The sequence below is a fragment of the Halorubrum salipaludis genome (genome assembly GCF_002286985.1).
Lineage (GTDB): Archaea > Halobacteriota > Halobacteria > Halobacteriales > Haloferacaceae > Halorubrum > Halorubrum salipaludis.
The window spans coordinates 25605-49460 of record NZ_NSKC01000005.1; the positions used below are offsets into that span (position 1 = coordinate 25605).

Here is a 23856-nt window from a genome sequence, read left to right on the forward strand (position 1 = left end):
TTCAGTGTCGCTATCGAGCGGATCCTGAGAAGCAATCTTGCTAGAGAGGTGAGAAGAGAGACAGCATCGGGGAGATCGACCCAGCACATCAACGGTGAAAAGCAACCGAGTCGGTCCTTCAACAGTTGTGATCCCCGTGCCGTCGTTGGATTCAACAGAGCAGAGTACATAGATGTCGTGTACCTTCGGGATTCTCTCTCATCTGTTCGAGGTTCCTCTGACTCTCGATGTTCTCAACCAAAGTGAGTAGTTCTCTCCCTCGTAATTCAAGCCACGTTGTCCCGAGTTGGCTCCGCTCAGACTCGGTTGCAGGAATCCAATAGCAGTCCCCGATGAATTCTTTGCTCCCCTTAGACGCGAACGCGAATGCTGTCGTCTCTTCCGGTATCGAGGTTAATGCGTCCTGAGCAGCAATCAGATACTTCGTCCCTAATGCGACGAAGACCAAGTCGTAGCCTTTGCCAAGGATTTGCCGGAGGTCCTGAGGGATATTCTTCTCCTGTCCAACAGCTGCTACTAACTCGTTGTTGGTCATTGTATTTACGTCAAGGTTCATCCGTTCTGCCCGTTGTCGAACCTGCTCAATCTCGCTGAACGTACACTCGTAAGAAGGGATCTCTGTCCCAGCAGGGAGGACACCAAACCCGGCAGAGATGATACGCCAATCAACATTGGCGAACTCCGAAAGCTGTTGTACGGCTGATTCGATATGCTCGTGCTCGCGTCCCGTGTACATCTCAGCCGCCGAAGCGACAGCATCAGGATACTCCATCAGTAACTCTGTCCGCTCTCTCGAATCTATCTCTTCGGGGCCGATTACGGCGTCAAATCGCTTCGTTCCGGAGCAAGGTGAGATAACGAGCACATCTAATGCCATCGGTGTATTCTTATTCTGAATGATTACTCAGAGAACGAAACTCTTTGTGTGCGTACCGGAGTAGCATATGCGAAGAACACAGATGACACGACGCGAGGATATAGATCGACTCTACAGACTCTTTGAGGACTTGGAACAAGCCGTCGACGGGAAACAGAAGCTCAAGGACTGCACCGGCTACATGGACTGGCCAGACCGTGGCGTCTACATATTCTTCGCTCCGGACGAATACCGAGAATCGCGCGACCAACGCCGGATTACCCGCATCGGAACTCACGCTGTTTCCGAGGGAAGCAGTACGTCGCTCTGGAACCGACTGAGAACGCACCGGGGAGCACAACGCGGAACCTACGAAGGCGGTGGGAACCACCGAGGCTCCGTGTTCAGAAAACGAGTCGGCGAGGCGTTCGTTGAGAGTGATTCCCTGAATGATGAGTATCCCCATTGGGGCGAGGGCTCAAGCGCGAAGCGGGAACGCCGACTTGATGAACTCAAGATGGAGCGGCGAGTAAGCGACTATCTCCGGGACCTGCCGTTCCTCTGGCTGAACATTGACGACGAACCAAGCGCCGATAGCCAACGGGCCTACATCGAACGAAACACGATTGCACTCCTCAGTAACTACCAGCGAGAGGCTGTTGATGCTCGTTCAGATGATTGGCTGGGCCATCATAGTCGGAGCAAGAAAATCCGCGAATCCGGACTGTGGAACGTGAACCACGTTGATGAAGACTACGACCCCAAATTCCTTGAGCTACTCAAAGACCAGATAGAGCAAACTTCGCCAGTCTGAGAACCGACTGCCATCGTAGTGACAGGACACAATTATAACGTAATGTCTGTACAACAATAGTATGGCTATCTATGTCGACGACCCTCTCAATGCGAGTGACGAAGACTGGGATATAAGCAAGTTCCACAGCGATAGCGAATACTTCGTCAAGCGGCCACCTTATCAGCGAAAAAGCGTTTGGGATACTCAGAAACAAAAAGAACTAATCGACAGCTTTGTTCGCCAACTCTACGTCCCGCCCGTCGTCATCCGTCAAGTTGTTCTCGACGGCAACGACCTCCGTTTAGAAGTCGTCGACGGCCAACAGAGAATCACCGCGATTCAAGAGTTCTTCGAGGACGAATTCGCACTCCCCGATAGCGCGGAACTCCGCGAACTCAACCCGGACCACGAGATTGCGGGGAAGCGATACTCCGAACTTAGCGAGGACGTCCAGGAGTATATCGAATCTCAGTGTTCGCTCAAGGTAATCAAGCTGCGCGGAATCGATGATCCCGACGATAAGCGCCACCAAGAGTTAGCGACCAAGGTCTTCTGGCGGCTCCAGCAGGGAGAACACCTAACCAACATCGAGAAGAATCACAGCAAGACCTACAGCCCCGTTCGGAACTTCATCGTCCAAACTGCCGACGACATCAGTTTTGACCGAGAGAACTACGAGAGCCGTGACAACAATCCGAATCGCCACGAGTTCTTCACGCTCCTCGCTCGGAACAACGATCGACTCCAGCAACTCTCACTTCTCGCTCGCTTCATTCTGATTGAGATTGATGAAGGCCCGACGAAGGTCACCGGGAAAGAGGTCACCAAACTATTCGACTGCAAGCGTGAGGGATTCACCGTTCACGAGGACCTAGAGGAATTCAAGCAGCGCGACGAGATTCAGCGCGTTCAGCGGATGCTCGATCTCCTTACGGAACTCTATCGGGATACCGACCTCAAGAACTCGAATGGCGAGATAGAGTTTCTGAACAAGGAGTACTTCATCCTCAGCCTGTACTCGCTTATCCGCGAGTTGGAGTTTGAAGACTACAACTTTGGGCGAGACAACTACGACGAAGTCCGGAATTTCACCGAGGAGTGGTTCAAACGATTCGAAATCGAGGATACAGACGACAGCGAGATGCTCCAATTTAAGGAAGCTCGCCAGCAGAACCGGGGAGCGGTCAACAAGCGACACTACATCCTCGAAAATGCGTTCTGGGAGACGGAGCCTGATATTCAAGAGACCGACAGTCAACGGGCATTCTCCCGAGCGCAACGAATTAAGCTCTTCATCGAGAGTGATCGCATCTGCGAGATGTGCTTGGAGGAAGAGAAAACCGAAGAGGAGGCAAAAGTCTCGTGGAGCAATTGGGACGCCGACCACATCGAGGAACATTCACAGGGCGGCCAGACTATACTCGAAAACGCACGGGTACTGTGCCCCCATCATAACCGGAGTCGATAGCGTCCTGCAGTATCATTAATATCCTGACAGCCATCCAATTAGATGGCGATTCTCGATGACTGATGCACCATTAGCGCCGCGTCGATCGATGGACGACAACAAAGGATTAGGCGAAGGAATGACCAGCGTCGATATCTACTGTCACCGTCAGCACAAAGGCCAATGGCAGCAAGAAGCCGACAAACAAGGCCTCAGTCTGAGTCGCTATCTGGTCGAACTCATTCAAGAAGCTCGCTGGCAGCGCCATAACAACGACTGAGACGGCGAAGTCTAAACATTCGTTTTCCTCCGAAATCGGGACATAGACCGCGTTTCTACCGGTAATATCTTTAACCTAACAATCGAATGATTATTTGGAGGATTCTAGCATGACAGAGACGTCTATGGACAGCCCCAGCGACGGACCGGACTTTCAAACACTCCACGAAAATACGACCCGAGCAGAGCTTTTCCCCGCGAAACAGCACAAAGAGGAATGGTGGGAAGAAGCCGGACACGAAGGCTCCAGTCTCAGCCGGTACCTCTACGACCTGATTCAGGAAGCCCGGATGTACCGGGACAGCGGCGCACCCTTCATCCAAACACAGGACCAGACAGTCAAGCAGCTTCAAAACAAAATCGACGACCTCGAAGACCAACTCGACGACGCCAGACAAGCTAGCGATGGTCGAACCCACCTCAGTATCGATGACCTTGTCACCCGAGTTCTAGACCAAAAATACCAATCACTAGATGAACTTACCGAACGAATCTCTGCCAGCGACGATGTCGCCCAACACCTCCAACGACAAATCGAGAATCGGCTGTACACCTTAGCCGAAAACGGACGTGTTGAATTCCAACGTGGACACGGCTGGCGGCTAAACGAGGGGAACTGAGATGCCCGCAGAACCCGGTTCCTCGAAAATCTACGAGAACAAGCACGACGGAGTCAACTACTTCCTTAGCCGGAAGGAGGCATCCGGCCGTAGCACGCGAACACTCAACTCGTACAGCCGCGTCCTTCGCGAGTTCTTTCACGACCAATTTCCCGATCTCGAACCCGGCGATGTCGAGATTCGCCACGTCGAAGACTACCTAATGGCGCTCACGAAACGGGATGTCTCCCAGAACTCGAAGAAGAAGTACCTCGAAGTCCTCTCCAGTTTCTACAACTACACGCTGAAACGCCCACAGTTCGAGGACATCACCAGCAATCCCGCTGCGGTCGTGATGGAGGAGATTCCGCGAATCCGTCCCGATCGACCAGATTGCGCGACGTGGGAGAATGCCTGTAAGCTGATCGACGCTATCCCCGATCCACGAGACAAGACCGTCGCCATCATCCTCGCCAAGACTGGATCGCGTTTGCTGGAAGCTCTCTCGATCGAAACCGAAGACGTCGATCTCGAAAAGGGACTTATCCGTCTTCGAGAGCGGAAAGGCGGGAAACAGACCGTCGTCCCGATCGACGACGAGACAATATACGCAATCAAACGCTATCAGTTCGTCAATGCCGATTCAGATTCGCCATATCTCTTCACAAGCAACAAAGGAGGTCGTCTCAGTAAAGAGCGGATTCGACGTGAAGTGAAAGCCGCCGCCGACCGTGCCGGCGTCGCCTCCAAAGAAGAACGCCGGTTCGAGAAGAAATTCACACCTCACACGTTCCGTACAGTATTCACGACACTAATGCGGAAACAGGGAATGAAGCCGTACATTCTGAAGTACATTCGTGGGGACGCTAAGACCGAGACGATGGATATCTACACTCGCGTCGATCGGGAGGAGGCAAAAGAGGAGTATCTGGACTGCATCAAGGAAATCGGACTCTAGCGAGGATCGACAGATGATCGAAGTCATTATCTACAAAAATCCGTGGGAAGACCCTGAGGAGGTAGCCCGAGTGACGATTGAGGGGGAAGTAAAAGGCGAGACGCCGACGGCAACATCTCTTCGAGACCGTATGCAGGATGAACGCGATCCAATCATTAGCGAGTACACGGATGGACGGGAGCTGCTTCGATATGTGACCGCTTCGTACTCGAACGGATACGTGATGGCTGGTTACGATAGCGAAGAGTCTCAACAAGTCGTCGAAGACCTAAATGACGAAGCATATCGGGACTGGGTCAGAGATTCCGGGCTCGACACCCAACTCTGAATCCCTCAGACTGTACGCTCGTAGTAGCCTCTCAACTTCTCACGCATTTCTGAGCGAATCGAATAGATTGACTCTCGGTTGTCCTCAAACGGCTCACTACCTCCGATAAGTAACACTCATCTTCTGTTGGCACGGACCTGGAGTACCGAAATTACTCTATCAGTTGATGGGTGTCCGCTGATGTACGTCATTGCTTCAGAGACCGTTTTGTTGTTCTGGATGATGACTACTGTTCGATTGTTGATGGACTCGTTCTCTCTCCTCTCAGCTAGGACCTCCACGCTGTTACAGACCAAGAGAACTTGAATCAGTCCTCTACTCGGGAGTCTTATGATGGAACAGGGCGAGTATTTGATACGGTGATTTGACGTGGGATTGCTCTTTCTGGGACTCAACGAGGATCGAGACGACTGGGACATCCTCGGGAAAGTTGTTGATGGTGAGATAGTTGAGGACCCAACCGGCGAGCTTGAGGAGACAGTACAAGGAGCGTACGATTTAGATGATGAAGACCACTTGAGACGAGCGTTCAATAACCACTATATCAACGCCGTTCCGCTGGCGGAGAACGAGGAGTAGACCAGTGCGGATACTCTTTCAGATGTACAACGCTGGCGGGCTACACGACCTCGGAATCATCAAAGACGGCGACGTGGTCGAATGTATCGAGAAGGGGTTCGAAGACTGGATTCGCTGGGAGCTAAGCCAGCCGACGACTCCGGATCTCGATGACCCAGATGGAATTTTGGAAGCGTATGAAGGACCATATCTGATTGCGAAGGTAGTCGACGAGTGACCATTCATAATATAGTATATATAAGGGAATCAACGGAGGCTCCAGCTCTGGGAACGTCACCTTGTGTGTTCTCCGCATCTATAAGGAAATATACACTATGTACAGCATCTACAGGGTAGAATTATTATTGTATCCTAGTCAATCAGAGAATAGATGTCTAGAAGCAATGGTGGAGGTATTCTATTTGAGACATTCGCTACTGTCCTTAGAGCCTTCCAAGAGTTAGATGGTAACGCTAGAACGGTGGAGATAGTTGAATCAGAACACACGAATCGAGAAAAACGTCAAGTCCTCAATGTGCTTCAAGAACTCCAGCGAATGGGTTATACTCGATACGAGCAGCGCGGAATGTATAAATATTGGATATCGGATGTGCGGGAACTCGACTCGTTCTATATTAGAGAGAAAGAATACCTAGAGGAGCTATTAAAGAATGAAGAATGGACCGAGCAAAAGAGAGAATATCTGCTACAGAAGTCTCACAATAGTACCAGTCCTGAGTCAGAATAACCAAAATTAGAGAGACATGATGTCTGGGTCCCCCCTCCCTATACTATTATAATATAATATATTTGCATTTCGTCACCCTATCGTGGTGTCCCGATTTTCGAGGATACAAGATACCAGCATTTGGAGAAGAGGCCGTTCCAAGTCAGAGTTAGCAGCGTTGTCGCGCAAGGACTACAGCTATTAATACATTCTCTTCATGTATGTTTATAATTATATTTCGAATGCTTGTAACCCTTGGAATGTGATTTTCTCTATCCCAAGGGTTACAAACTAACTTCCAAACGTTTGGGCTTCAAACTCGGCATAACACTTATACTATTGTGTATCTGACGAGTGGTGCTATGAATTTCATAGTTATTCGATGGGATCGGCCGCATCATGTGAACTCGGTTGACGATTGGAGAACTGAATAATGCATCAGTCACCATGGGATCGTCATCTCACTCGCAAATGGATCCAAATGCAGACCGATGACGAGCATCTGTACGGCGAAGATGTCGGTACTGGCGACTCAGTAGAAGATAAAAACGCGAAAGCAATTGAGCAATTCGAGAAGAGATATCAGGACTATCAGGAACGGGATGCAAGCGAGGAGTTGAGCAACGTCACAACGACTGATATCAACACCGGCGAAGAACTCCCGTACTTTACCTGGGTCCCGTACAAAGGCCCACAAGGCGGCCGAGGCTGGGAAAACACTCGAACAGGAGACATTCGCTACGAGCTCAGAAAGCCGGGACCGCGAGAATCCGATATTCCGGAAGGAACCTACAAGGGAATTTGAACAGGATATCAATATCACCAGATGTCCGTTTTTGCTCCGTATAGACGGTTCTATTCTCGAATAATAGAGACTCCCAGAAATGGCTCTGTTGAAATCTTATTCTTCAGATATATACCGCCTGAGACAGCCGCTCGATGAAAACTGCGTATTTGCCAGAGATGAATCGAGACTTATCACTTCTTGAGGATTCCAACAGAGCCACAATTAGTTATTCCTCAACTGGCGGTATCTGTCTCCGAGTGTATCTGCTAAATCAAATACAGCATACATTGCCAGCAGAATCGATCCAGAGCCAATGGCTAATGCTATAACTGCTGATGAGTCGTAAATCACCGGGGACAAATTGGACGTTGAAAATGGACCTGGTCCAATGAGTTCTGGGTTGGATCGCAGGTACTCAGTGTATTCATCCGTACCAATATAGCAGATTCCAGATATAATTATCAGAAACACATCCCTCTGAATCTCATCTTCCGGCAAGACCTGCTTAACTCGTAGCATAATCCTAAATACAACTGCAATCAGAGATAGTATAATGAGGATCCCCATGATATAATATAAAGCTAATAATTGCTGAAAAATAGGTGTGACAAGCGACGGTAGCAGCAGTATGACGCCCCCCGTGAAAACAACTAGATCCCAATTTTGAACTTCAGTATGGGCTTTGAACAGATCGCCAATTGAACCAATCTGATTGACCAGTTGCCGATATATGAGTAATATCAATAAAATGGTTAGGAGGAGAGCACCACCGAAACCGATCCGGATCTGACTTGCGGCATCTCCGACCGACCCTCCACCTCCCAAATCCGATATGTAGATTGCTAGTGCTGAGAAAACACCCAAGATAACAAATAATTCTGAGTTCGATTTTAGAAAATCGGCCATATCTATATTATCATTCTTCTGATCATCTTCATTCATTGTGTCTGTTAGTATATTTGTACCAGTAAATATCTTACACAGAATATTTCGTATTGACCGCAACCGGGTCAGAAAATATCATTTGCTGAGTATTTCAACAGGTCCTCTGAAATCGAAAGAAGCCATCTTCTGATCTACTCACGGTATGCTCGTCCCAATCATAGACCTCCTCACGCTGATAGAGACTGGATTGATCGAACTCTAATGCAGACGAGCTATCTCGATGTTGCCTTCTCCGAACCAGCCTGACTAGAGACCGATATGATGTCGTCACCTTGTTCGATCACTCCGTTTTCGATGAATCTCTCAACACGATCTTTTGCAACACCCAATTCGAGACCGGTCGCCCGATGAATGTGTAAGACGAGGTGATTGAAATGGAGGTCATCGACACACGCTTTTTCAGATGCTCGGCGAATGAGCTGTGGAGCATCGATAGAAATCGTATCTTCTCCCCACGGGAGCTTGGTAACGCCGTCTCGTTCAATGTTCTTAGCGAACGTTAGCCACTCTGGGTCTTCCTGATGATCAATGTGATCGACACCCTCAAAATATACTGGTCCGGCGGCTGAGAGAATGTCATCCTTTCTTGATCCAATCACGATGTATCTTGCTGCAAGAGGTGGAATATCTTCTTTGTCAACAATACGATCGACAAGATTAAGATTGATGTGCGGTCCCCTCCAATTCTTCTCCCCCGGAAGAACCTCTCGCCACCAGTATTCTCGGCAGGGAGCAATCATTAGAATGCCCCCCAGAGCGACTGTGATACTGTAGTTGTGATATCTGTTGCAGTAGTCTTGATGTGATGCCAATCGTCTGTAGTGCAGTTAGTTGGTTTCATAGTGTATCTCCTGTGACCAATACTCAGAGAATTCTCTACCTGTCGTCTTCTCTCTAGCGTGCCTGCTATCGCATCTCTGAGTTACTCGCTTTCTTGCGGTTGCGAGTCGGTTTGTGGCCCATCATACACTATGATAGTATAGACAATAAATATTGCGGCGTAATAGAATACAATACGTTTTTGCCCAAAATAGCAAGTTCAGTAGGTTAATTAGAATCGACATAATAGAATAGAGTATGGATAGTAACTCAGAGCGAGAACGGGGCATCCTCAGCGTCAAGGATCGTAACTACCTCCGGGATGGTGCTGGCATCGCGCCAAAAAGCTCAGCTGAACGAGTCACCCGGTCCCGAATTCGAAAGCGGCTCTACAGTACCTACTTAGATTTCAAGCTCCTCAACAACAAGTTAGAAGAACGCGATCGGAAGACTGTTTTTGAGGATTTGCCTGATGACCGAGACCTCCATCGAGGAATCACTGCTGCGCTCGAATTCACATACCTTGCTCTGAAAGAACAGAACCTCGATTTTAAAGACTACCTAGAGGAAGCGATCACAAACGCGGAGGAGAAACTAGCCCGAAAGGAATCCGAAAATCGCGTGGAGGTAGACGTAGAGCTCAATGTCGAAACGAGACTCGTCCTCGATGATACGCGAGACATCAGTGAGTACAGCGATGAGGAAGTAGGTGAGCTACTGATGAACGGCGAGATAGATGGTGAGCTCGCAGCCCATCTCCTACAAGAGCAACACAGAGATGATAAGAGCAGAGATATCGCGTAATCAACGTTGAGTACCTATACAGTACCTCTGGCAAAGATTTTCCAGAGGTCTTCATTAGTCGTCCTCTCACGCAGTCCTCGCAGCATTCGATAGAGATGGTTCAGTCAGGTACAAACGAAACTATAGCACTGAGTATGGGGACCTCCGTACAGTCTTCGACCCTCCAAGCGTGAATCAGTCCTCAGAACTTTCCTCCTTGTAGCCAGCTTCGTACTCCTTGCGTAGCGTCTGTGACGCCTTCTTTGAGACTTTGATAATACCCTTGTTGAATCGCCTGATTGCGATGTAGATATACAACAGGAGGAGATACGGCCAGAGGAATAGTCCGATGACAGCGTAGACGGCGAGTTTGAGAAATCGGTACTCTATCGGGCCGATGTGGATGTCCCCTATCTGGATACTGCTCGGTTCGCCTTGCTGGTCGCTGTCTGAGTCAGTCATTATAGGCTCCCGGCTACGTCGTCGCTGCTGGACGCAGGACGACAGTAGGACCTATTCAGAGAGACGATAGGCACCAATATCAAATTACTTACTTTTATCGGTGATGCGAATTTTGTTCGATCACATCTGTAATATGAACATATTTGTAGCTCTGATTGATTGGTTACAGTCGACATGGTAGATGCCGCTCAGATTGGCGTCGTTCAATGCAAAGAGGACGGTGATTACGACATCCTCTTGAACATCAGTCAGTCTGATATGGACGACGAAGACTTCGAGGATGCCACAGAGGCGACACAAAGTATGCTCGGGTCTCTCGCCGAAAAAAGTTTTTCAGCAAATAAGCCGACTGCTCGACTTCACGAATTTGATTATAGTGATGTTGATGAGGACGATGAACATCCTGCAAGATCACTGTTGACGAAACTCAAGGACGGGGAAGAGTTCGAATCTAACCTGAGAAATCTAGCGGAACGATATCTCAGAGCGGCAAATTCAGAGCCGGGAATTCTTATTGCAGTCCAGTTCTCTCACAAGGGCCACGAGTTGCTCGCGATAATCAAAGCACCATATGAGGATGTTTACGAACCGGATGATGAGGTAGGACTTTCTCAAATTAGTGAAATTATCGAAGACGAGCTAAAGAAAGGTGTCCTCTATCCTAGAGTCAACTACTCACTTGACGAAGTACGTCCGGATGAGGCCGGTATCTACCAGAAAAGCTACTATGCTCAGCACTGGTGGAAGTTCCTCGGGCTCCAAGACACTAAGACCAATAACGAAGTCCTGAACGAATGGATAATCGAAGACGTTGAGGAAGGCGACGACGACAACCCTCTATCCGAAGCCCAGAGCGTCGATGACTTCGATGAAATCCGACGGAACCTCGATGATGAGAAATTGGAAGGTCAAGTTACAATCACAATATCTGGCATCGATATTCGTGTGCGCCTTCGAGACGTATTAGAGCGTAACATCTTCCTCGTCAACGATGGGTCGTACTACGTTGTCATCCCCAGAAATGAACCGAATATCGCGGTTACAGGCCATAGTGGCGGAGACTACCGGAAAGACGTTCTAGAGAACTTGTCGGAGTACGATTCGTTCGATGACATTCAGTAATGACCGAAATAGAAGACCACCTCTCTCAGCTTTCCCCATTATGGGAAAGTCGAGAGATCACGGAAGAGCCTCGGATAATCGATATCGATAGCCCTGTCTCCGGTTTTTCAGAAGACGCACTTAGTGAAATTCTTCAGTTAGCTCACGAGGAGGGAGCTTATTTCGATGATTTTGAAGTGACATTCCATACGGATAGAACCGGAGAGCAGCCGATTATCCAATCTGGCGGGAGCCTCCGAGTACACGACTCTGGTTTCGACACCCTCCAAAGAGCGTACGATACTGAAGACGTAGAGATTCAAGACTGGCGTCAAGTCGTCGGCGACATCCTCCATGATGATGAAGCTGGGAGACTTGCTGATTTTCTGCTTGAATGGTCCGGGACAGCCTCGATATCCCTATACGTAGATTGTATCGTAGACAAATCAGAAATTGGTGACCGCCTCGAAGCTGAGTTAGACAGTGTTCCCTCTATCTCAGTATCCTTCTGGACAGAGGAGGAGTGGCTTCGAAGTTGGCTAGACCAACATAGCTCCGATTACGCAACTGTGGCTGACGTGTTCTTTGAAGAGCAAAACCTCCCCGTCTTTGTATTCTACGAAGAAATCGAACCAGAGTACGAATCACTACTTCAGTTCCACTCTGTTAGATCCTTGCTCAACTTGGAGCCGGAAAATCTCGATTTTAACGTGAGTCAGTATCGAACGCTCATGGACCGAGACCGGGATATGCTCCAAGCCGGACCCGAGCTGTCGGTAGTGTCTCCCTCACTCTTTAGCACACCTAAGGCACGAGATTTGTTCTCGTCGGTGTTCGTGTACAGTGTCTTCGCCGGAGTCGCAAAGCGAGTCAGGTTAACTGAGGATGTCTTGGAACTCGAAATCAAAACACGGCGCAAGACGATCAGCGACGAAATAGACGGAGAGACATTTTCCGATGTCGTTCGAGGATATACAGGAGACGAACTAACGGCTCTCTACCAGTTCTATGAATCGTTCGTAGAGAAGGGAACACGGACTACGTATCGGGATTTCTGGCACCGTAGTATCGTGGAGGAGTGTGATTCATTCGAGGACCTTCCTCGGAGAACAACGCAGATTCGTGAGTTCTACACATTCCTAGAAGAGGAGGCTATCGAGAAGAACTTCGATGACCTCAATGATGCCATCCAAGATGCTCACGTATTCACTGCCGACGTTACGAGTACTGTCTCAGAGACGACGCGGAGCCTGACTTCTGAGATTCAGAAAGTGGTGATGGCGCTTCTCGGGGCAGTATTCGCTAATCTCTTTCTCGTAGTCCGGTGGTCCAACGTGGATATGGTTCTTCCCTTCTCGATATTCGTCATCTCAGGTATTCTGCTGTTCTACTTCCCAACAATCCAAACGCGTATCGACGAACTAGATGACCTGATAAACGAGAGCAATGATGATTTCGAGGTCTATTCCGAGACGATTCAGGAGTTTTCGGGTCATCTATTCGACTTCAGTCGCTTTGATGATCGTCGAGGAAGCTACGTCGACTATGCTGAAAAGCGCCGAAAGTGGGCCGTTGAGAAACTACAGTTAGCCTTCTGGCTACTCATCGCCGTCTGGGGAGGATTAGCAGTCGTCTCAATTCTGGGTTATCCGCGCTCTTCCGGACAATTTCTCATCGCGGTAGCCTCAATAGTAATCACTGGCATCATTTGGTCTCGACACGAGAACGCAGATTATTACCCTGAAAACATTCAGATTCCGATTATTGGGAAAGAGCTTTCTCCAGCAATTGGACTTGCAATACTCATCTTAGTTGTGACTGGTATTCGATTGTGCATCGCACCTCTCACCATCGAAGACATCACATCCGGCCAAATTTTACAAGATATCCTACCGTGAGCTAATATTGCCGCCGCTACTCAGGTGTAGTCTCTCATCTGTTGACCGAGTTCACCACCCAGAGAATGATTGGTATTCAGAATCGGGAGCGATGCGTTGGCGTCTGAGTCCCGTTATGCTCCACGCCATCTGAGACAAGTAGGGTGCCTACAAAGCGGGCAACTTGCTACAACAATTCAGAGATCGTCTCAGTCAAGTCCGCTAAGATATCTTCGGCTGCCTCCAGAGTCCGGCAACCCGTGATAACCACCTTACCCGTAGCGAAGAGCAAGACAACGCCATCCGCACCCTCTGGTCGATGAATCAGACCGGGGAACTGCTCAGGCTCGTACTCGGTCTTCTCAAGACCTAACCCAATCGCGAGAGCGTTCAAATTGAGGTTTTGTCCCAACTCAGCCGTACAGACATAATTCTGAATCGAGAACCACTCATCCTCGGGCTCCTCGATGACGTTCATATCGGAGAACAGATTCAAAAATCGCTCTCGGAGCGAGTAAGATTCATCCTCCGAGTCTGCGCCGGTGATGATGAATTTCCCCGTTCTGTAGACCGTTATCAGCGGCGCGTCTTCCTCGAACCGAAGGTACATACCCGGATACTTGTCTGGATCGTACCGAGCAACTGGCTCTCCAATATCGCCAGTGAGACGATCTAAGTCAATCTCAACACCGAGGTCACCAGACCCAACAGCGTTTACGACTTTTAGAGGTGGCATATGTGTATGTTAGCAAGCCTTAGTCAACTCAAACCCATATTCAGCTAACCTCATGTCTCACTCACGGTATATTCTACATCAAACTCGTCTTCGAACCAGATCATCACACCACGATCTACCTCTTCCATCGAAATGCAACCTATGCGCTCCAGTTCTTGTATCGCCTTTTCAATTGCTTCCTCAGTTATTTCGTCAATCATCGCGCTGTCCCTACTTGCATCTACGGTTTTGCTGGTCAGGTCATCCTTATATATGAAGGCCCCTTGTTCAACTGATTCCCAACCTACAGCATAGGTAAACGCTTGATGTTTCGTGATCTTCTCTTCGCTAGGTCGGGCGATACATTTGAGAATGTAGAGGGCAATCAGTGCTGCTGTCGGATCAGAGGTTATCTTCCCTGTGAGCAGAGATGAACTTACTGTGAGTGCGTCTCTAACGTTGATTCGAGCAGTGATTGGTGGCTTTCTCTTCGTACTCCTGACCGTGGATCCGGTCATTATGGAGTAAGACTCCTGAATCGCAGATCTGCTAAGAGCAAACTCTTCAGCTGCGCCCGATTTGTGAACTTCGACTGTGACGCTGTTTTCGAGAATTCGACTGAGCTGCTCCTCGTCGATTTCCAGATTCTCTGCCTGGAGTTCGTCAAGGAGCTCCTCTTTGAGCCTCTCTCTTACGCGGTTCGACGCAAGGATGTTTTCGAGATTACTTGGATCAGAGATGGTATTGCCGATTAGACTGGAGAGATGCGATCTAAATTCGTCAATCAGCTCCTGCGGACGAAGCGTGGTGAACTCTTTGTTTGCCCTCTTAAGTCCACCAATGTTGCTAAGCGGAGGATCATAGAAATCAGAACTAGACACTCCATTTGGCGGTTCGGCGGTAGCCGCCATGAGCTCGACATATTCCTGCTCAACTTCGGTGAACTCGTACTCGTCCAGAACTGTGCGGGTGTGTTCTACCCTCTCGCTGAATTTGGGAAGCCGCCCAGTCAATGCCTCGTTCACGAAGTCGATGAGCAGATGTTCCTCGCCTTCGGTAATCGGCTCGTACGCTTTCTCGAGGAAGACTGGAACGAAGTACCGCGAAAGCTCCTGCAAATGGGCCCGAAGAGCGTTATTTGCCGTTTCGATATCCGGTGCCTCCTCTATCTCTTGCTGGAATTTTTCTGCTTCGGCACGAACGTCACTACGGAACGCTCTACGGAACCCCTCTGCGGTTAATCGCTCACCGGTCTCTGTTGGGAAGACTGGCTCTGACCGTAGCACTTCGTCCGGGACATCAACAATAGCGGGGCCCTCTTTTTCGTCTGACCCATCTCTTTCCCCCGAGGATTCGCTACTGCTTGCAGGACTTCCATAGTCTAGTGTTCCGAAGGGAGGTACTCCCTCAAAATATTCCAGAGCACCCACACAATCGTAGATATTGAAGTGGGTCTTGTCGTCGTAAACACGGGTCCCCCTCCCCAGCATCTGATTAAACAACACGGGAGATTTCACCGGGTTGAGAAGAACAACGTTTTTCAGCGGCCGGATGTCAACTCCGGTGCTCACCATCTGAACAGTCACTGCTATAGCTGGCGATGGATCGTACGGATCAGAAAACCGAGATAGGGTATCGTTTGGACGGTCAGACTTGTACGTGATTTTTTGGATGTAGTTATCGGGTTTATCTGAGAAGACGGTCTCACGTAAATCCTGTACGATTCGAGTAGCATGGTTGTCGTTCCTCGCAAATATAAGCGTTAGTTCGTTCTCATCTTCCATCTGGTTTCGGATTTCTTGTCCGACTTTTCGATGAGTATCGGGGACAAGTACCTCACTACCGAGGGCATCGGGTGGATAGTACTCACCCGTCTTGTCGTCGATTACCCCACTCATAGTGATTTCTGTCTCAAGAGCGTACATTTGGAACGGAACAACGTGGCCATCAGAAACCGCGTCCTCGTAGCCGTATTTGAGGATGAGATTATTATCAAAACGGGCTACTGTTCGCTTGGTCGGTGTTGCTGTGAGACCAATCTCTATGGCATCGAATTGCTGAAAAACGCCCCCATATCCTTCATTCTCGTAGACAGATCGATGACATTCGTCGGAGATTATTACATCGAAGTCGCCCGGCTGGAAATCCACCTCGTCATTATCGAGAAGGTAGTACATCTTCTGCAACGTGGTGATTACCACCTCTCCACGATTAAGCCGATCCGCTTCCTCTTCTTCTAGATTCACAATACGGTAACGGTCACGGAAAGGCGGTGCTCCAGTGGGATCGTAGCCCGAGAAAGAATCGTACGCATCTTCAGCAAGCTTTCGCGTATCTGGAACGAACAGAATCCGATCTGCGAACCCGGACTGAAGAAGTCGATATGTAATTGCTTGAGCTGTACGGGTCTTCCCAGCACCGGTTGCCATCTGTATTAGCATCCGCCGCTTTCCATCACTGATATTTTTGTCAACGGCGTCGCTACACCTTTTTTGGTGATCCCAGAGATCGGGGTCAAATTCTGATGCAGGATGATCTTGAAGCCATTCCTGGGCACCGTGATAATTTCGCGTTACAAGCCGATTGAGGCCCTCTGGAGTGTGAAAACTTGAAATCGAACGAGAAGTTGGAGCGTATTTACGGAAATCGTACAGATATGTCTGGGAACCAGTCGCAACATATGCAACTGGAATTCCATAATCTTCTCCGGTAGCGTGTGGTCCCTCTACAGATTTTACGTATCGTTCTGCTTGCTGAAAATGCCCGGCGGCACTTTCCAATTTAGGCTTTGATTCAATTATCGCAGTAAGATTACCGTCAATCAGAAGACCATAGTCCACAGGACCCGTTTCTGTTTCAAGTTCCTCAATATAGCCAGTGCCACTGGCAGTACCTAATTCGTCATAATTGATGTGCTTTCCAAGGTATTCCCACCCTGCTTTCATCAACTGTTGGTCAATCTGATTTCGGGCCTGTTCTTCTGGAGTAATAGAGCTCATTTGTTTCCACTCCCGTAATGTGACAAGGTATTCTGTAATTCCACACTATCCTTACCCCCCCGTTCAACAGTACCTTCATTAATTGGTGAATTTATGAGATCGCCGCGGAACGCATAGTAGAGAACAGAGCTCCGGTACTCGTTTAACATGTTTTCCACCGCATTGATATCTTCACGACACTTATCAATTTGCGATTTTTCACCTTCGAATTTTCCGATAATATCTTTTTGCTCTTTTATCGGTGGTACTGGTATCTCAAGTTCAGCGAGATCGCTTGTTACTATCCCTTTTGTTGTTCCTCCTCGTTTGATTGCATCGAAATAGTCAGACAGGCTAGTCAAGTAATAGGCAAGGAACTTAGGCTCAACGGAATTGCAACAATGTATAACCTTGATATCTTGATTAAATGCTGTTTCATTTCTGACTAAGGCAACTTTTCCAGTATGTGCACCCCGACAAACGATTAGTACATCGCCTTCTTTGGCGACTCTGGATTGCTCTTTTCCAGACTCAGTGAGAAACTGTTGAGTGTCGCTAAGCTCCAGAGTGTTTAGATTGAAATGTTTGGAACCACGCCAGGGAAGGTCTCCTCCCCAGAACTTGGGCTCACTTTTTTTAGGAGTCCCGCCGGTACGAATCTCCTCCGCAACCTCTTCAATCGTAAGTAGATTCCATGATGGAGGTATATTCGATTCATCTCGGATGTCGGTGACAATTTCAGATGTATAATCTTTCTCACCCGACAACAAAAACGCAAGTATAGAATCCTCATATTCATTCATTTTTGAAGTTACGGCACCAATCATATTCTCTAGAGCAGAAACTGCGTTCAATTGATCCTCAATTGTTTGAACAATTGAATTTTGAACCTCCAAAGAGGGCACGGGGATTTCCGTATCAGTGATTATACTCTGGTTAAGATTTTGTTGGCTAGCAGTTGCACCTCTTCCCTTGCTTGCTAATATTTCCCGAATGTTCTCTAGCCAATAGTATAAAAAATCCTCAAAAATAATTCCGGTATTAGGAACTAATCCGCAAATAGCTTGATTACCAGATATAGTTGTGTTCGTGATTGCTGGCCTACCAATAGTCCCCCTTCCATACATTGCAACTAATACAGTCCCTTCTGGCCAAATATTTGCGCTAGATTCATCTAGACCCTTTTTAGTGATATATTCTTCTGGATGGTTTGTAGTGTATTTTCCTCTTACTTCACTAGAAGAAAGCCACGGGATTTCTCCATCCCAGTATTCCGGATTGGAACGTTTTGGTGTTCCGCCATTAACAGCTTTATCAATCACATCATTTATTTTCATCACTCTCCAGCCGTCAGGTACGTCTTCTTCGTCTATCATTGTGAGTCGCTGAGCAGAGAGTCAATTGTCTCATCAATAGATGACATTTCATGTCGGATCTCTTTTGCAATTTCAGCAGGAGGCCGATGCTGTGTTGCAGAAAATTCTTGATATTGGCTATGGTTTAACTGATAATCATTTTCCACCACATCTTCAACGGGAACGCTAAAGAAGCGATCGACTAGATCTCTATCTGACCCAAAGTCACGAATAAAGTCGTCAAAATGAGACTGTGTAAGTGGATTTGATCCTTTTATACTTTCAACAGTTGATCGCAGATCATAATACCAGATCTCATCTGTCCCTCCAGCATCTCGTTCGAAAAATAACACGTTTGCGTCTACACCAGCGTAAGGATGAAAAGAGTTCTCGGGAAGCACAAGAATACAGTCCAGCATATATTGATCTAACAACCGTTCTCGGACTGATTTTTCTGCACCACCTCGAAATAAGACCCCTTCTGGAACGATAACGGCTGCTCGCCCGGTTTGAGAAAGCGATCTCATTATTAATTGTAGAAAATTCGTCTCTGGAGCAGTTGTTTCAGCCCAGGCACCTGGGAACTTATCGGAACCATTCCCGCCATAAGGTGGATTTGCGAGAATGACATCGTATTCTTGATCAACCTCACGGGTGAGTGAATTTCCCCGCAAAGAAGTCATCTCTGTGGGGTCAATATCGTGGAGTATCAGATTCATCAGACCAAGCCGGTAGGTTTGACTTGTTAATTCTCGTCCGGTGAGCTGCTCGGCGTAGGAGTTAGCGCCTTCCTCTGGCGTATTCAAGAATTTGCGTTCTTTTCCGGCTATCTCACCAGCTGTTTTTCTGCCGACGTGGTTGTAAGCAGCAATAAGAAACCCATTTGTCCCGCTCGCAGGGTCGTACACCGACTCCGTGTACTCCGGGTCAACGACTTCGACCATCGCATGAATCAGCGGCCGTGGAGTAAAGTATTCACCTGCACCGTCTGCTTTGTCAGCATACTTCTCTAAGAGAAACTCATACGCATCTCCAAAGAAATCCGAATAACCCTCATAATGATCCCAGAACTCAAGAGATTCGATGTCGTCAACGGTGTTCTTAAGCGTAGTCTCGCTTCCAAACTTATTATTGAAATTGTTGAAGGCGTTTCGAGCTAGTTCTCCATCAGTCTGGAGCTCATTAATCATCTCATCGTATGTCTCCAGAATGCTCTTCTCCCGCCGCACCTCGTCCGATACTAATCGCTCCCATCGAGCTGACTCTGGAATGTCAAGATCGTCTTGGTTGATTCGAGGACTTTCTTGGCACGCTTTGAGGAAGAGAAGGCCAGAGAGTTGCTCAATATAGTCCGAGATTATCATCTGGTCGTTTCGCATCCACTTACAGACTTGATAAAGGACTTTTTCGTCGAAATCTGCGCTCATACTTCGGCTTGTACACGGGGATATTAAATACCATTTCCTGCAGCTTGCAGGAGTACGTCAATTGCAATCACAACGCCATGGCTCTGGCCGGAAAATAGCAATAGAGCCGCGATAGATACTGCTCCTTAGATAGATTTTACCAAGCGATTCTGCTGTTCCTATCCTATCGTTCCACAATTGCAGAGCGAGCTAATGGGTCGGTAATAGATTGGCCTCGGCACTCATAGGGCTCGTCATCGCCGGTGCCGAGGCGGCTCGGAGCGGTGCATCGTCATCGGCCGGTGGCTCGTAGTCGGTTCGTCGCCTAAAAGGGACGGGTGCGTCGCGCCGAGCGCCGCGGCTCGGACGCGCCGCTCGCCGGTCGAAAAATCGCGGGCGGGGTCGGTCACTCGCCGTCGTGACACGACCCCGCGTAGGCGTTCCAGCGGCCGGTTCCGTTCGGGATCCGCGCCGTGTCTGCGGCGTCGAACGTCGCCGCGCACTGCGCGACCGCCTCGGCGGCGGTCGGCAGGTCGGCGGACTCCTCGCAACCGCCCGGCGCGTCGTCTCTCGACGTCGCCGGTTCCGTCTCGATGCTCGTCTCGCGCGTGCTCGGGCCCTCGGGACCGACCGCCGCCTCCGATTCCGAGCTCGGGTCAACCGTGTACTACGGGTGGCACGATTCACCCGACGAGCGCATCCTTAATAATTGTTCATGTTTGTTCGAGCGTTGCGGGCGGCGGACTCACCGCCCTCCCGCCTACTCGAACGACTCGGGTTCGATCCCGGAGAGCCGCATCGCGTTGCCGGTGACCCCGAGGCTCATCCCCATGTCGCCGACGACGACGGCCATCGCGACGCTCACAAGCCCCAGCGGCACGCCCAGCGCGAGCAGGGCCTTCACGCCGAGGCTCGCCCAGACGTTCTGTCGGATGACGCCGTTGGCGGCGTGCGAGAGGTCGTACAGGTACGGGAGCTTCGCCACGTCGTCGCCCATCAGCGCGATGTCGGCGGTCTCCAACGCGGTGTCGGTCCCCGCCGCGCCCATCGCGACGCCGACCTCGGCGGTCGCCAGCGCGGGCGCGTCGTTGATCCCGTCGCCGACCATCGCCACCTCGCCGTACGCCGCCTGCAGCGACTCGACCGCGTCCACCTTCTCCTCCGGCAGGAGGTCGGCCCGGTACTCGTCGACGCCGACCGACTCGGCGATCGCCCGCGCGGTCCCCTCGTTGTCCCCGGTCAGCATCACGACGCGCTCCACGCCGAGCTCCCGGAGGCGCGCGACCGCCCGCTTCGAGTCGCGGCGGACCTCGTCGGCGACGGCGACGGCCCCGGTGAGCTCCGTCGCCGTCCCGACGAGCACCACCGTCTTCCCGTCGCGTTCCAGCGCGGCGAGGGCGCCGTCGGCGAACTCGTCGGGGGCGGACCCGTCGCTCCCTCCGGTCGCCCCCTCGGTCTCGTCGTCCTCGGCGACGACCCCGCCGTCGGTCTCCGCCCGGGCCCGCGAGAGGTCGAACCCGAGCTCCTCGAACAGCGCCGGCTTCCCGGCGTAGTACGTTTCCCCGTCGATCTCGGCGCGGATCCCCTTCCCGGTCAGGCTCTCGAAGCCCGCCGGCTCGGGGAGGTCGGACACGCCCGCACGTTCGGCGCGGTCGAGGACCGCCGCGGCGATCGGGTGCTCGCTCCGCCGCTCCAGCGCCGCGGCGAGCCGCAGCAGCCTCGCCTCGTCGGCGTCCCCGAGCGGGAGCAGGTCGGTGACGGCCAGCTCGCCCTTGGTGAGCGTCCCGGTCTTGTCGAGCGCGACGGCGTCGACCTCGCCCATCGCCTCGAGGTGGTTGCCGCCCTTGATCAGCACGCCGTTCTTCGCCGCGCTCGTGATCCCGGAGACGACGGAGACGGGCGTCGAGATGACGAACGCGCAGGGGCACGCGATCACGAGCAGGGTGAGCCCGCGGACGAACCACGTCCCCCAGTCCGCGGCGAAGACGAACCCGTAGCCGGCGACGTCGACCGCGATCGGCTCCGCGATGACCAGGGGCGGGACCGCGGCCGTCAGGATCGCCAGCGCGACCACGACCGGCGTGTAGTACCCCGCGAAGCGGTCGACGAACCGCTCGGTCTCGGTCTTCTCGGCCTGCGCGCCCTGCACCAGCTCGATGATCCGCGCCAGCGTCGAGTCCCCCGCGGTCGAGGTCACCTCGATCTCGAGGTACCCCGTCTCGTTGATCGCGCCCGCGAACGCCTCGTCGCCGGGGGCCTTGTCGACGGGGACGCTCTCGCCCGTGATCGGCGACTCGTCGACTGCGCTCTCGCCCTCGAGAACGGTCCCGTCGAGGGGGACCTTCTCGCCCGGCCGGACGATCACGGTCTCGCCGACCGCCACGTCGTCGGTCGGGACAGTCGCCTCCTCGCCGTCGCGCCTGACCGTCGCCTCGTCCGGCGACAGCTCCATCAGCTCGCGCAGCGAGTCGCGGGCGCGGTCCATCGCGTAGTCCTCCAGCAGCTCGGCGACGCTGAAGAGGACCGCGAGCGTGGCTGCCTCGACGAAGTAGCCGATCCCCGTCGCCGCGACGATCGCCGTCCCCATCAGCAGGTCGATGTCGAGGCTGCGGTTGCGTGCCGAGTAGTACCCGCCGCGGACGATGGGGATCCCGCTGGCCGCGACCGCGCCGAGGAACAGGACGCCGGAGAGATGGATGGGATACCCGAGCACGCTCGCCACCGCGGGGTTCCGCGCGGTCAGGACGAACTCGAACAGGAGCCCGAGCGTCACGAGCGCCGCGCCCAGCCACGTCTTCTTTGCGCGCGTCGTCGTCCAAACTTCGGCGGGCGGCGCGACCGCGACGCCGCCGGAGCCCGCGTCGGCGTCGTTGTCGGTAGCAGCCCCGGCGTCGGTCCCGTCGCCGCCCGTCCGCCCGCCGGTGACCTCGTAGCCGGCGCCCTCGATCGCCGCGACCACGTCGCTCTCGCCGACGAGGTCGGGATCGTACGTCACCGTCGCCGTCCCGGCGGTCGGGTTGAGCGCTGTGTCGGTCACGCCGTCGAGGCGTCCGAGCGCGTTGTCGACCTTGCCGGCGCAGGAGGGGCAGTCCATCTCCGGGACCGCGAGGCGGGCGGTCAGCTCCCGGCGCCTCCCGTTTCCGTCGGGTTCGACCCCGGGTGTCGTCCCGTCGTCGTTCGAGCCGTCACTCATTACGCGGAGAGAAGAGCCGTATCTCGATAAGCCTTGGTTGGAGTATTCCAAGATTCGCGGACCGGCCGGGCCGGGCGACGGTCGGCCCCGCCGCCTCACTCTTCGGGCGGTCCGGCGTCGACGACCCGTCCCTCGGCGACGTGCGCCTTCGCGAGCCGCTCCTCGGCCCGACGGAGCCGGTAGGTGAGCGTCGACCGCGGCACGTCGAGGTGTTCGGCGAGACCGCCCACGTCGACCTCGCGCGGCGACTCGTAGTAGCCGTGTTCGACGGCGGCCCGCAGGGCGGCCTCCTGCTCGGGGCTGAGGCCGATGTCGTCCCCGTCCGTTCCCGGTCCGCCAGTCGCGCCCGACGCGCTCGCCGTCTTGAGCAGTTCGGTCCGGGCGGCGTCGCCGACGGCGTCGCGGAGCGCGTCGAAGAACGCGCCCACGTCCCCCTCGCCGGAGTGGATGAGCCGCCACGTGTAGTGGCGCCCCTCGTGGCGCGTCTCGAACAGCACGCTCTCCCCGAGGTGGTCGCGCGCGATGTGGGGGACGGACGCGCAGACGGGCGTCGGCTCCCAGTCGGTGTACAACACCAGCGCGTCGTCGGTGTGATCGAGGACGCGGGTGGTCTGGACCGCGCCGCAGTCCTCGGCAGCGAGGCAGTCGGCGTAGTAGTCGCCGTCGAGGAAGGCGGTCTCGAGCGCGTCGAGCGCGGCCGGGCTGCCGGCCGCGTGGTCGACGCGCCAGAGGTGGTCGTCGGTGGCGTGCACCGACAGCGACCGGACCCGGGACCCGGGGTGGTCGGCCAGCGCGTCGGCCACCCTGTTGCGCCCCGGCTCGTACTCGAGGGCGAAGACGAGTTCGCGCATGCCAGGGGGTAGGCGCTCGGCGGACATTAACGCGCG

At 52.2% G+C, this 23856-nt stretch carries 23 protein-coding genes; 13 read left to right on the plus strand and 10 right to left on the minus strand.

The window, feature by feature from the left end; all coding sequences use genetic code 11:
* Window positions 1–151 precede the first annotated feature (151 nt).
* On the minus strand, window positions 152–772 hold the full coding sequence (locus tag CK500_RS09975; protein ID WP_233139090.1) for a hypothetical protein: 621 nt from the start codon (window positions 770–772) through the stop codon (window positions 152–154).
* A gap of 187 nt (window positions 773–959) precedes the next feature.
* On the opposite strand from CK500_RS09975, the gene CK500_RS09980 reads away from it, so the two are divergent.
* From CK500_RS09980 to CK500_RS16865, 10 genes are all read left to right on the plus strand, one after another.
* Window positions 960–1670, plus strand: a complete 711-nt coding sequence (locus CK500_RS09980) for a hypothetical protein (RefSeq protein WP_095637093.1) — start codon at window positions 960–962, stop codon at window positions 1668–1670.
* Between the two features lie 61 nt (window positions 1671–1731).
* Entirely contained in the window at window positions 1732–3120 is a 1389-nt protein-coding gene (locus tag CK500_RS09985) for a GmrSD restriction endonuclease domain-containing protein (protein WP_095637094.1), read from the plus strand.
* An 88-nt stretch (window positions 3121–3208) separates the two neighbouring features.
* Entirely contained in the window at window positions 3209–3379 is a 171-nt protein-coding gene (locus CK500_RS17210) for a hypothetical protein (protein WP_158224038.1), read from the plus strand.
* Window positions 3380–3503: 124 nt separating this feature from the next.
* A complete protein-coding gene (locus CK500_RS09990; protein WP_233139098.1) occupies window positions 3504–3998 on the plus strand; it encodes a hypothetical protein in 495 nt (164 codons plus the stop codon).
* A 1-nt stretch (window position 3999) separates the two neighbouring features.
* Window positions 4000–4935: a site-specific tyrosine recombinase/integron integrase gene (gene xerA / locus CK500_RS09995; RefSeq protein WP_095637096.1), complete on the plus strand. Its 936-nt coding sequence runs from the start codon at window positions 4000–4002 to the stop codon at window positions 4933–4935.
* Window positions 4936–4948: 13 nt separating this feature from the next.
* A complete protein-coding gene (locus tag CK500_RS10000; protein ID WP_095637097.1) occupies window positions 4949–5263 on the plus strand; it encodes a hypothetical protein in 315 nt (104 codons plus the stop codon).
* Between the two features lie 369 nt (window positions 5264–5632).
* A complete protein-coding gene (locus CK500_RS10005) occupies window positions 5633–5842 on the plus strand; it encodes a hypothetical protein (RefSeq protein ID WP_095637098.1) in 210 nt (69 codons plus the stop codon).
* A gap of 4 nt (window positions 5843–5846) precedes the next feature.
* Entirely contained in the window at window positions 5847–6059 is a 213-nt protein-coding gene (locus tag CK500_RS10010; RefSeq protein WP_095637099.1) for a hypothetical protein, read from the plus strand.
* 153 nt (window positions 6060–6212) lie between these two features.
* Window positions 6213–6569 carry a helix-turn-helix domain-containing protein gene (locus CK500_RS16860; RefSeq protein WP_144049543.1) on the plus strand — a complete coding sequence of 119 codons (357 nt, stop codon included), beginning with the start codon at window positions 6213–6215 and terminating at the stop codon, window positions 6567–6569.
* Between the two features lie 460 nt (window positions 6570–7029).
* Window positions 7030–7353, plus strand: coding sequence for a hypothetical protein (locus CK500_RS16865; protein WP_158224039.1), 324 nt, complete (start codon window positions 7030–7032; stop codon window positions 7351–7353).
* A 204-nt stretch (window positions 7354–7557) separates the two neighbouring features.
* Here the strand turns inward: CK500_RS16865 and CK500_RS16870 are convergent, their stop codons facing one another.
* Together CK500_RS16870 and CK500_RS16875 are read right to left on the minus strand one after the other, a co-directional pair.
* On the minus strand, window positions 7558–8277 hold the full coding sequence (locus tag CK500_RS16870) for a hypothetical protein (protein WP_144049545.1): 720 nt from the start codon (window positions 8275–8277) through the stop codon (window positions 7558–7560).
* A gap of 215 nt (window positions 8278–8492) precedes the next feature.
* Window positions 8493–9020 carry a hypothetical protein gene (locus tag CK500_RS16875; protein ID WP_144049546.1) on the minus strand — a complete coding sequence of 176 codons (528 nt, stop codon included), beginning with the start codon at window positions 9018–9020 and terminating at the stop codon, window positions 8493–8495.
* A gap of 337 nt (window positions 9021–9357) precedes the next feature.
* On the opposite strand from CK500_RS16875, the gene CK500_RS10015 reads away from it, so the two are divergent.
* Complete coding sequence (locus CK500_RS10015; RefSeq protein ID WP_095637100.1) at window positions 9358–9903, plus strand: hypothetical protein; 546 nt, start codon at window positions 9358–9360, stop codon at window positions 9901–9903.
* A 174-nt stretch (window positions 9904–10077) separates the two neighbouring features.
* Here CK500_RS10015 and CK500_RS10020 read toward each other — a convergent pair whose 3' ends face one another.
* Window positions 10078–10344, minus strand: a complete 267-nt coding sequence (locus tag CK500_RS10020) for a hypothetical protein (RefSeq protein ID WP_095637101.1) — start codon at window positions 10342–10344, stop codon at window positions 10078–10080.
* 174 nt (window positions 10345–10518) lie between these two features.
* Here CK500_RS10020 and CK500_RS10025 point away from each other — a divergent pair, with 174 nt between their 5' ends.
* Together CK500_RS10025 and CK500_RS10035 are read left to right on the plus strand one after the other, a co-directional pair.
* Window positions 10519–11466, plus strand: coding sequence for a hypothetical protein (locus CK500_RS10025; protein ID WP_095637102.1), 948 nt, complete (start codon window positions 10519–10521; stop codon window positions 11464–11466).
* Complete coding sequence (locus tag CK500_RS10035) at window positions 11466–13343, plus strand: hypothetical protein (protein WP_144049547.1); 1878 nt, start codon at window positions 11466–11468, stop codon at window positions 13341–13343. The genes CK500_RS10025 and CK500_RS10035 overlap by 1 nt, the downstream gene beginning before the upstream one ends.
* Before the next feature lie 166 nt (window positions 13344–13509).
* Here CK500_RS10035 and CK500_RS10040 read toward each other — a convergent pair whose 3' ends face one another.
* The 6 genes from CK500_RS10040 to CK500_RS10065 form a co-directional block, all read right to left on the minus strand.
* Window positions 13510–14058, minus strand: coding sequence for a TATA-box-binding protein (locus CK500_RS10040; protein ID WP_095637105.1), 549 nt, complete (start codon window positions 14056–14058; stop codon window positions 13510–13512).
* 50 nt (window positions 14059–14108) lie between these two features.
* A complete protein-coding gene (locus tag CK500_RS10045) occupies window positions 14109–17036 on the minus strand; it encodes a DEAD/DEAH box helicase family protein (RefSeq protein ID WP_095637106.1) in 2928 nt (975 codons plus the stop codon).
* Window positions 17033–18391 (minus strand): restriction endonuclease subunit S, encoded by a 1359-nt coding sequence (locus CK500_RS10050; protein WP_095637107.1) that lies wholly within the window; start codon window positions 18389–18391, stop codon window positions 17033–17035. The genes CK500_RS10045 and CK500_RS10050 overlap by 4 nt, the downstream gene beginning before the upstream one ends.
* On the minus strand, window positions 18388–19797 hold the full coding sequence (locus tag CK500_RS10055; protein WP_095637108.1) for a class I SAM-dependent DNA methyltransferase: 1410 nt from the start codon (window positions 19795–19797) through the stop codon (window positions 18388–18390). Before CK500_RS10055 ends, CK500_RS10050 begins: the two co-directional genes overlap by 4 nt.
* 739 nt (window positions 19798–20536) lie before the next feature.
* Window positions 20537–22969 carry a heavy metal translocating P-type ATPase gene (locus CK500_RS10060; protein WP_095637109.1) on the minus strand — a complete coding sequence of 811 codons (2433 nt, stop codon included), beginning with the start codon at window positions 22967–22969 and terminating at the stop codon, window positions 20537–20539.
* Between the two features lie 95 nt (window positions 22970–23064).
* On the minus strand, window positions 23065–23820 hold the full coding sequence (locus CK500_RS10065; protein ID WP_095637110.1) for a helix-turn-helix domain-containing protein: 756 nt from the start codon (window positions 23818–23820) through the stop codon (window positions 23065–23067).
* Window positions 23821–23856: the final 36 nt, after the last annotated feature.

What these genes read in the sequence shown, in the direction of transcription:
- CK500_RS09975 (WP_233139090.1), bottom strand. Translation starts at nt 772, where the DNA reads ATGGAGTATCCTGATGCTGTCGCTTCGGCGGCTGAGATGTACACGGGA.
- CK500_RS09980 (WP_095637093.1), top strand. Translation starts at nt 960, where the DNA reads ATGACACGACGCGAGGATATAGATCGACTCTACAGACTCTTTGAGGAC.
- CK500_RS09985 (WP_095637094.1), top strand. Translation starts at nt 1,732, where the DNA reads ATGGCTATCTATGTCGACGACCCTCTCAATGCGAGTGACGAAGACTGG.
- CK500_RS17210 (WP_158224038.1), top strand. Translation starts at nt 3,209, where the DNA reads ATGGACGACAACAAAGGATTAGGCGAAGGAATGACCAGCGTCGATATC.
- CK500_RS09990 (WP_233139098.1), top strand. Translation starts at nt 3,504, where the DNA reads ATGGACAGCCCCAGCGACGGACCGGACTTTCAAACACTCCACGAAAAT.
- xerA (WP_095637096.1), top strand. Translation starts at nt 4,000, where the DNA reads ATGCCCGCAGAACCCGGTTCCTCGAAAATCTACGAGAACAAGCACGAC.
- CK500_RS10000 (WP_095637097.1), top strand. Translation starts at nt 4,949, where the DNA reads ATGATCGAAGTCATTATCTACAAAAATCCGTGGGAAGACCCTGAGGAG.
- CK500_RS16860 (WP_144049543.1), top strand. Translation starts at nt 6,213, where the DNA reads ATGTCTAGAAGCAATGGTGGAGGTATTCTATTTGAGACATTCGCTACT.
- CK500_RS16865 (WP_158224039.1), top strand. Translation starts at nt 7,030, where the DNA reads ATGCAGACCGATGACGAGCATCTGTACGGCGAAGATGTCGGTACTGGC.
- CK500_RS16870 (WP_144049545.1), bottom strand. Translation starts at nt 8,277, where the DNA reads ATGAATGAAGATGATCAGAAGAATGATAATATAGATATGGCCGATTTT.
- CK500_RS16875 (WP_144049546.1), bottom strand. Translation starts at nt 9,020, where the DNA reads ATGATTGCTCCCTGCCGAGAATACTGGTGGCGAGAGGTTCTTCCGGGG.
- CK500_RS10015 (WP_095637100.1), top strand. Translation starts at nt 9,358, where the DNA reads ATGGATAGTAACTCAGAGCGAGAACGGGGCATCCTCAGCGTCAAGGAT.
- CK500_RS10020 (WP_095637101.1), bottom strand. Translation starts at nt 10,344, where the DNA reads ATGACTGACTCAGACAGCGACCAGCAAGGCGAACCGAGCAGTATCCAG.
- CK500_RS10025 (WP_095637102.1), top strand. Translation starts at nt 10,519, where the DNA reads ATGGTAGATGCCGCTCAGATTGGCGTCGTTCAATGCAAAGAGGACGGT.
- CK500_RS10035 (WP_144049547.1), top strand. Translation starts at nt 11,466, where the DNA reads ATGACCGAAATAGAAGACCACCTCTCTCAGCTTTCCCCATTATGGGAA.
- CK500_RS10040 (WP_095637105.1), bottom strand. Translation starts at nt 14,058, where the DNA reads ATGCCACCTCTAAAAGTCGTAAACGCTGTTGGGTCTGGTGACCTCGGT.
- CK500_RS10045 (WP_095637106.1), bottom strand. Translation starts at nt 17,036, where the DNA reads ATGAGCTCTATTACTCCAGAAGAACAGGCCCGAAATCAGATTGACCAA.
- CK500_RS10050 (WP_095637107.1), bottom strand. Translation starts at nt 18,391, where the DNA reads ATGATAGACGAAGAAGACGTACCTGACGGCTGGAGAGTGATGAAAATA.
- CK500_RS10055 (WP_095637108.1), bottom strand. Translation starts at nt 19,797, where the DNA reads ATGAGCGCAGATTTCGACGAAAAAGTCCTTTATCAAGTCTGTAAGTGG.
- CK500_RS10060 (WP_095637109.1), bottom strand. Translation starts at nt 22,969, where the DNA reads ATGAGTGACGGCTCGAACGACGACGGGACGACACCCGGGGTCGAACCC.
- CK500_RS10065 (WP_095637110.1), bottom strand. Translation starts at nt 23,820, where the DNA reads ATGCGCGAACTCGTCTTCGCCCTCGAGTACGAGCCGGGGCGCAACAGG.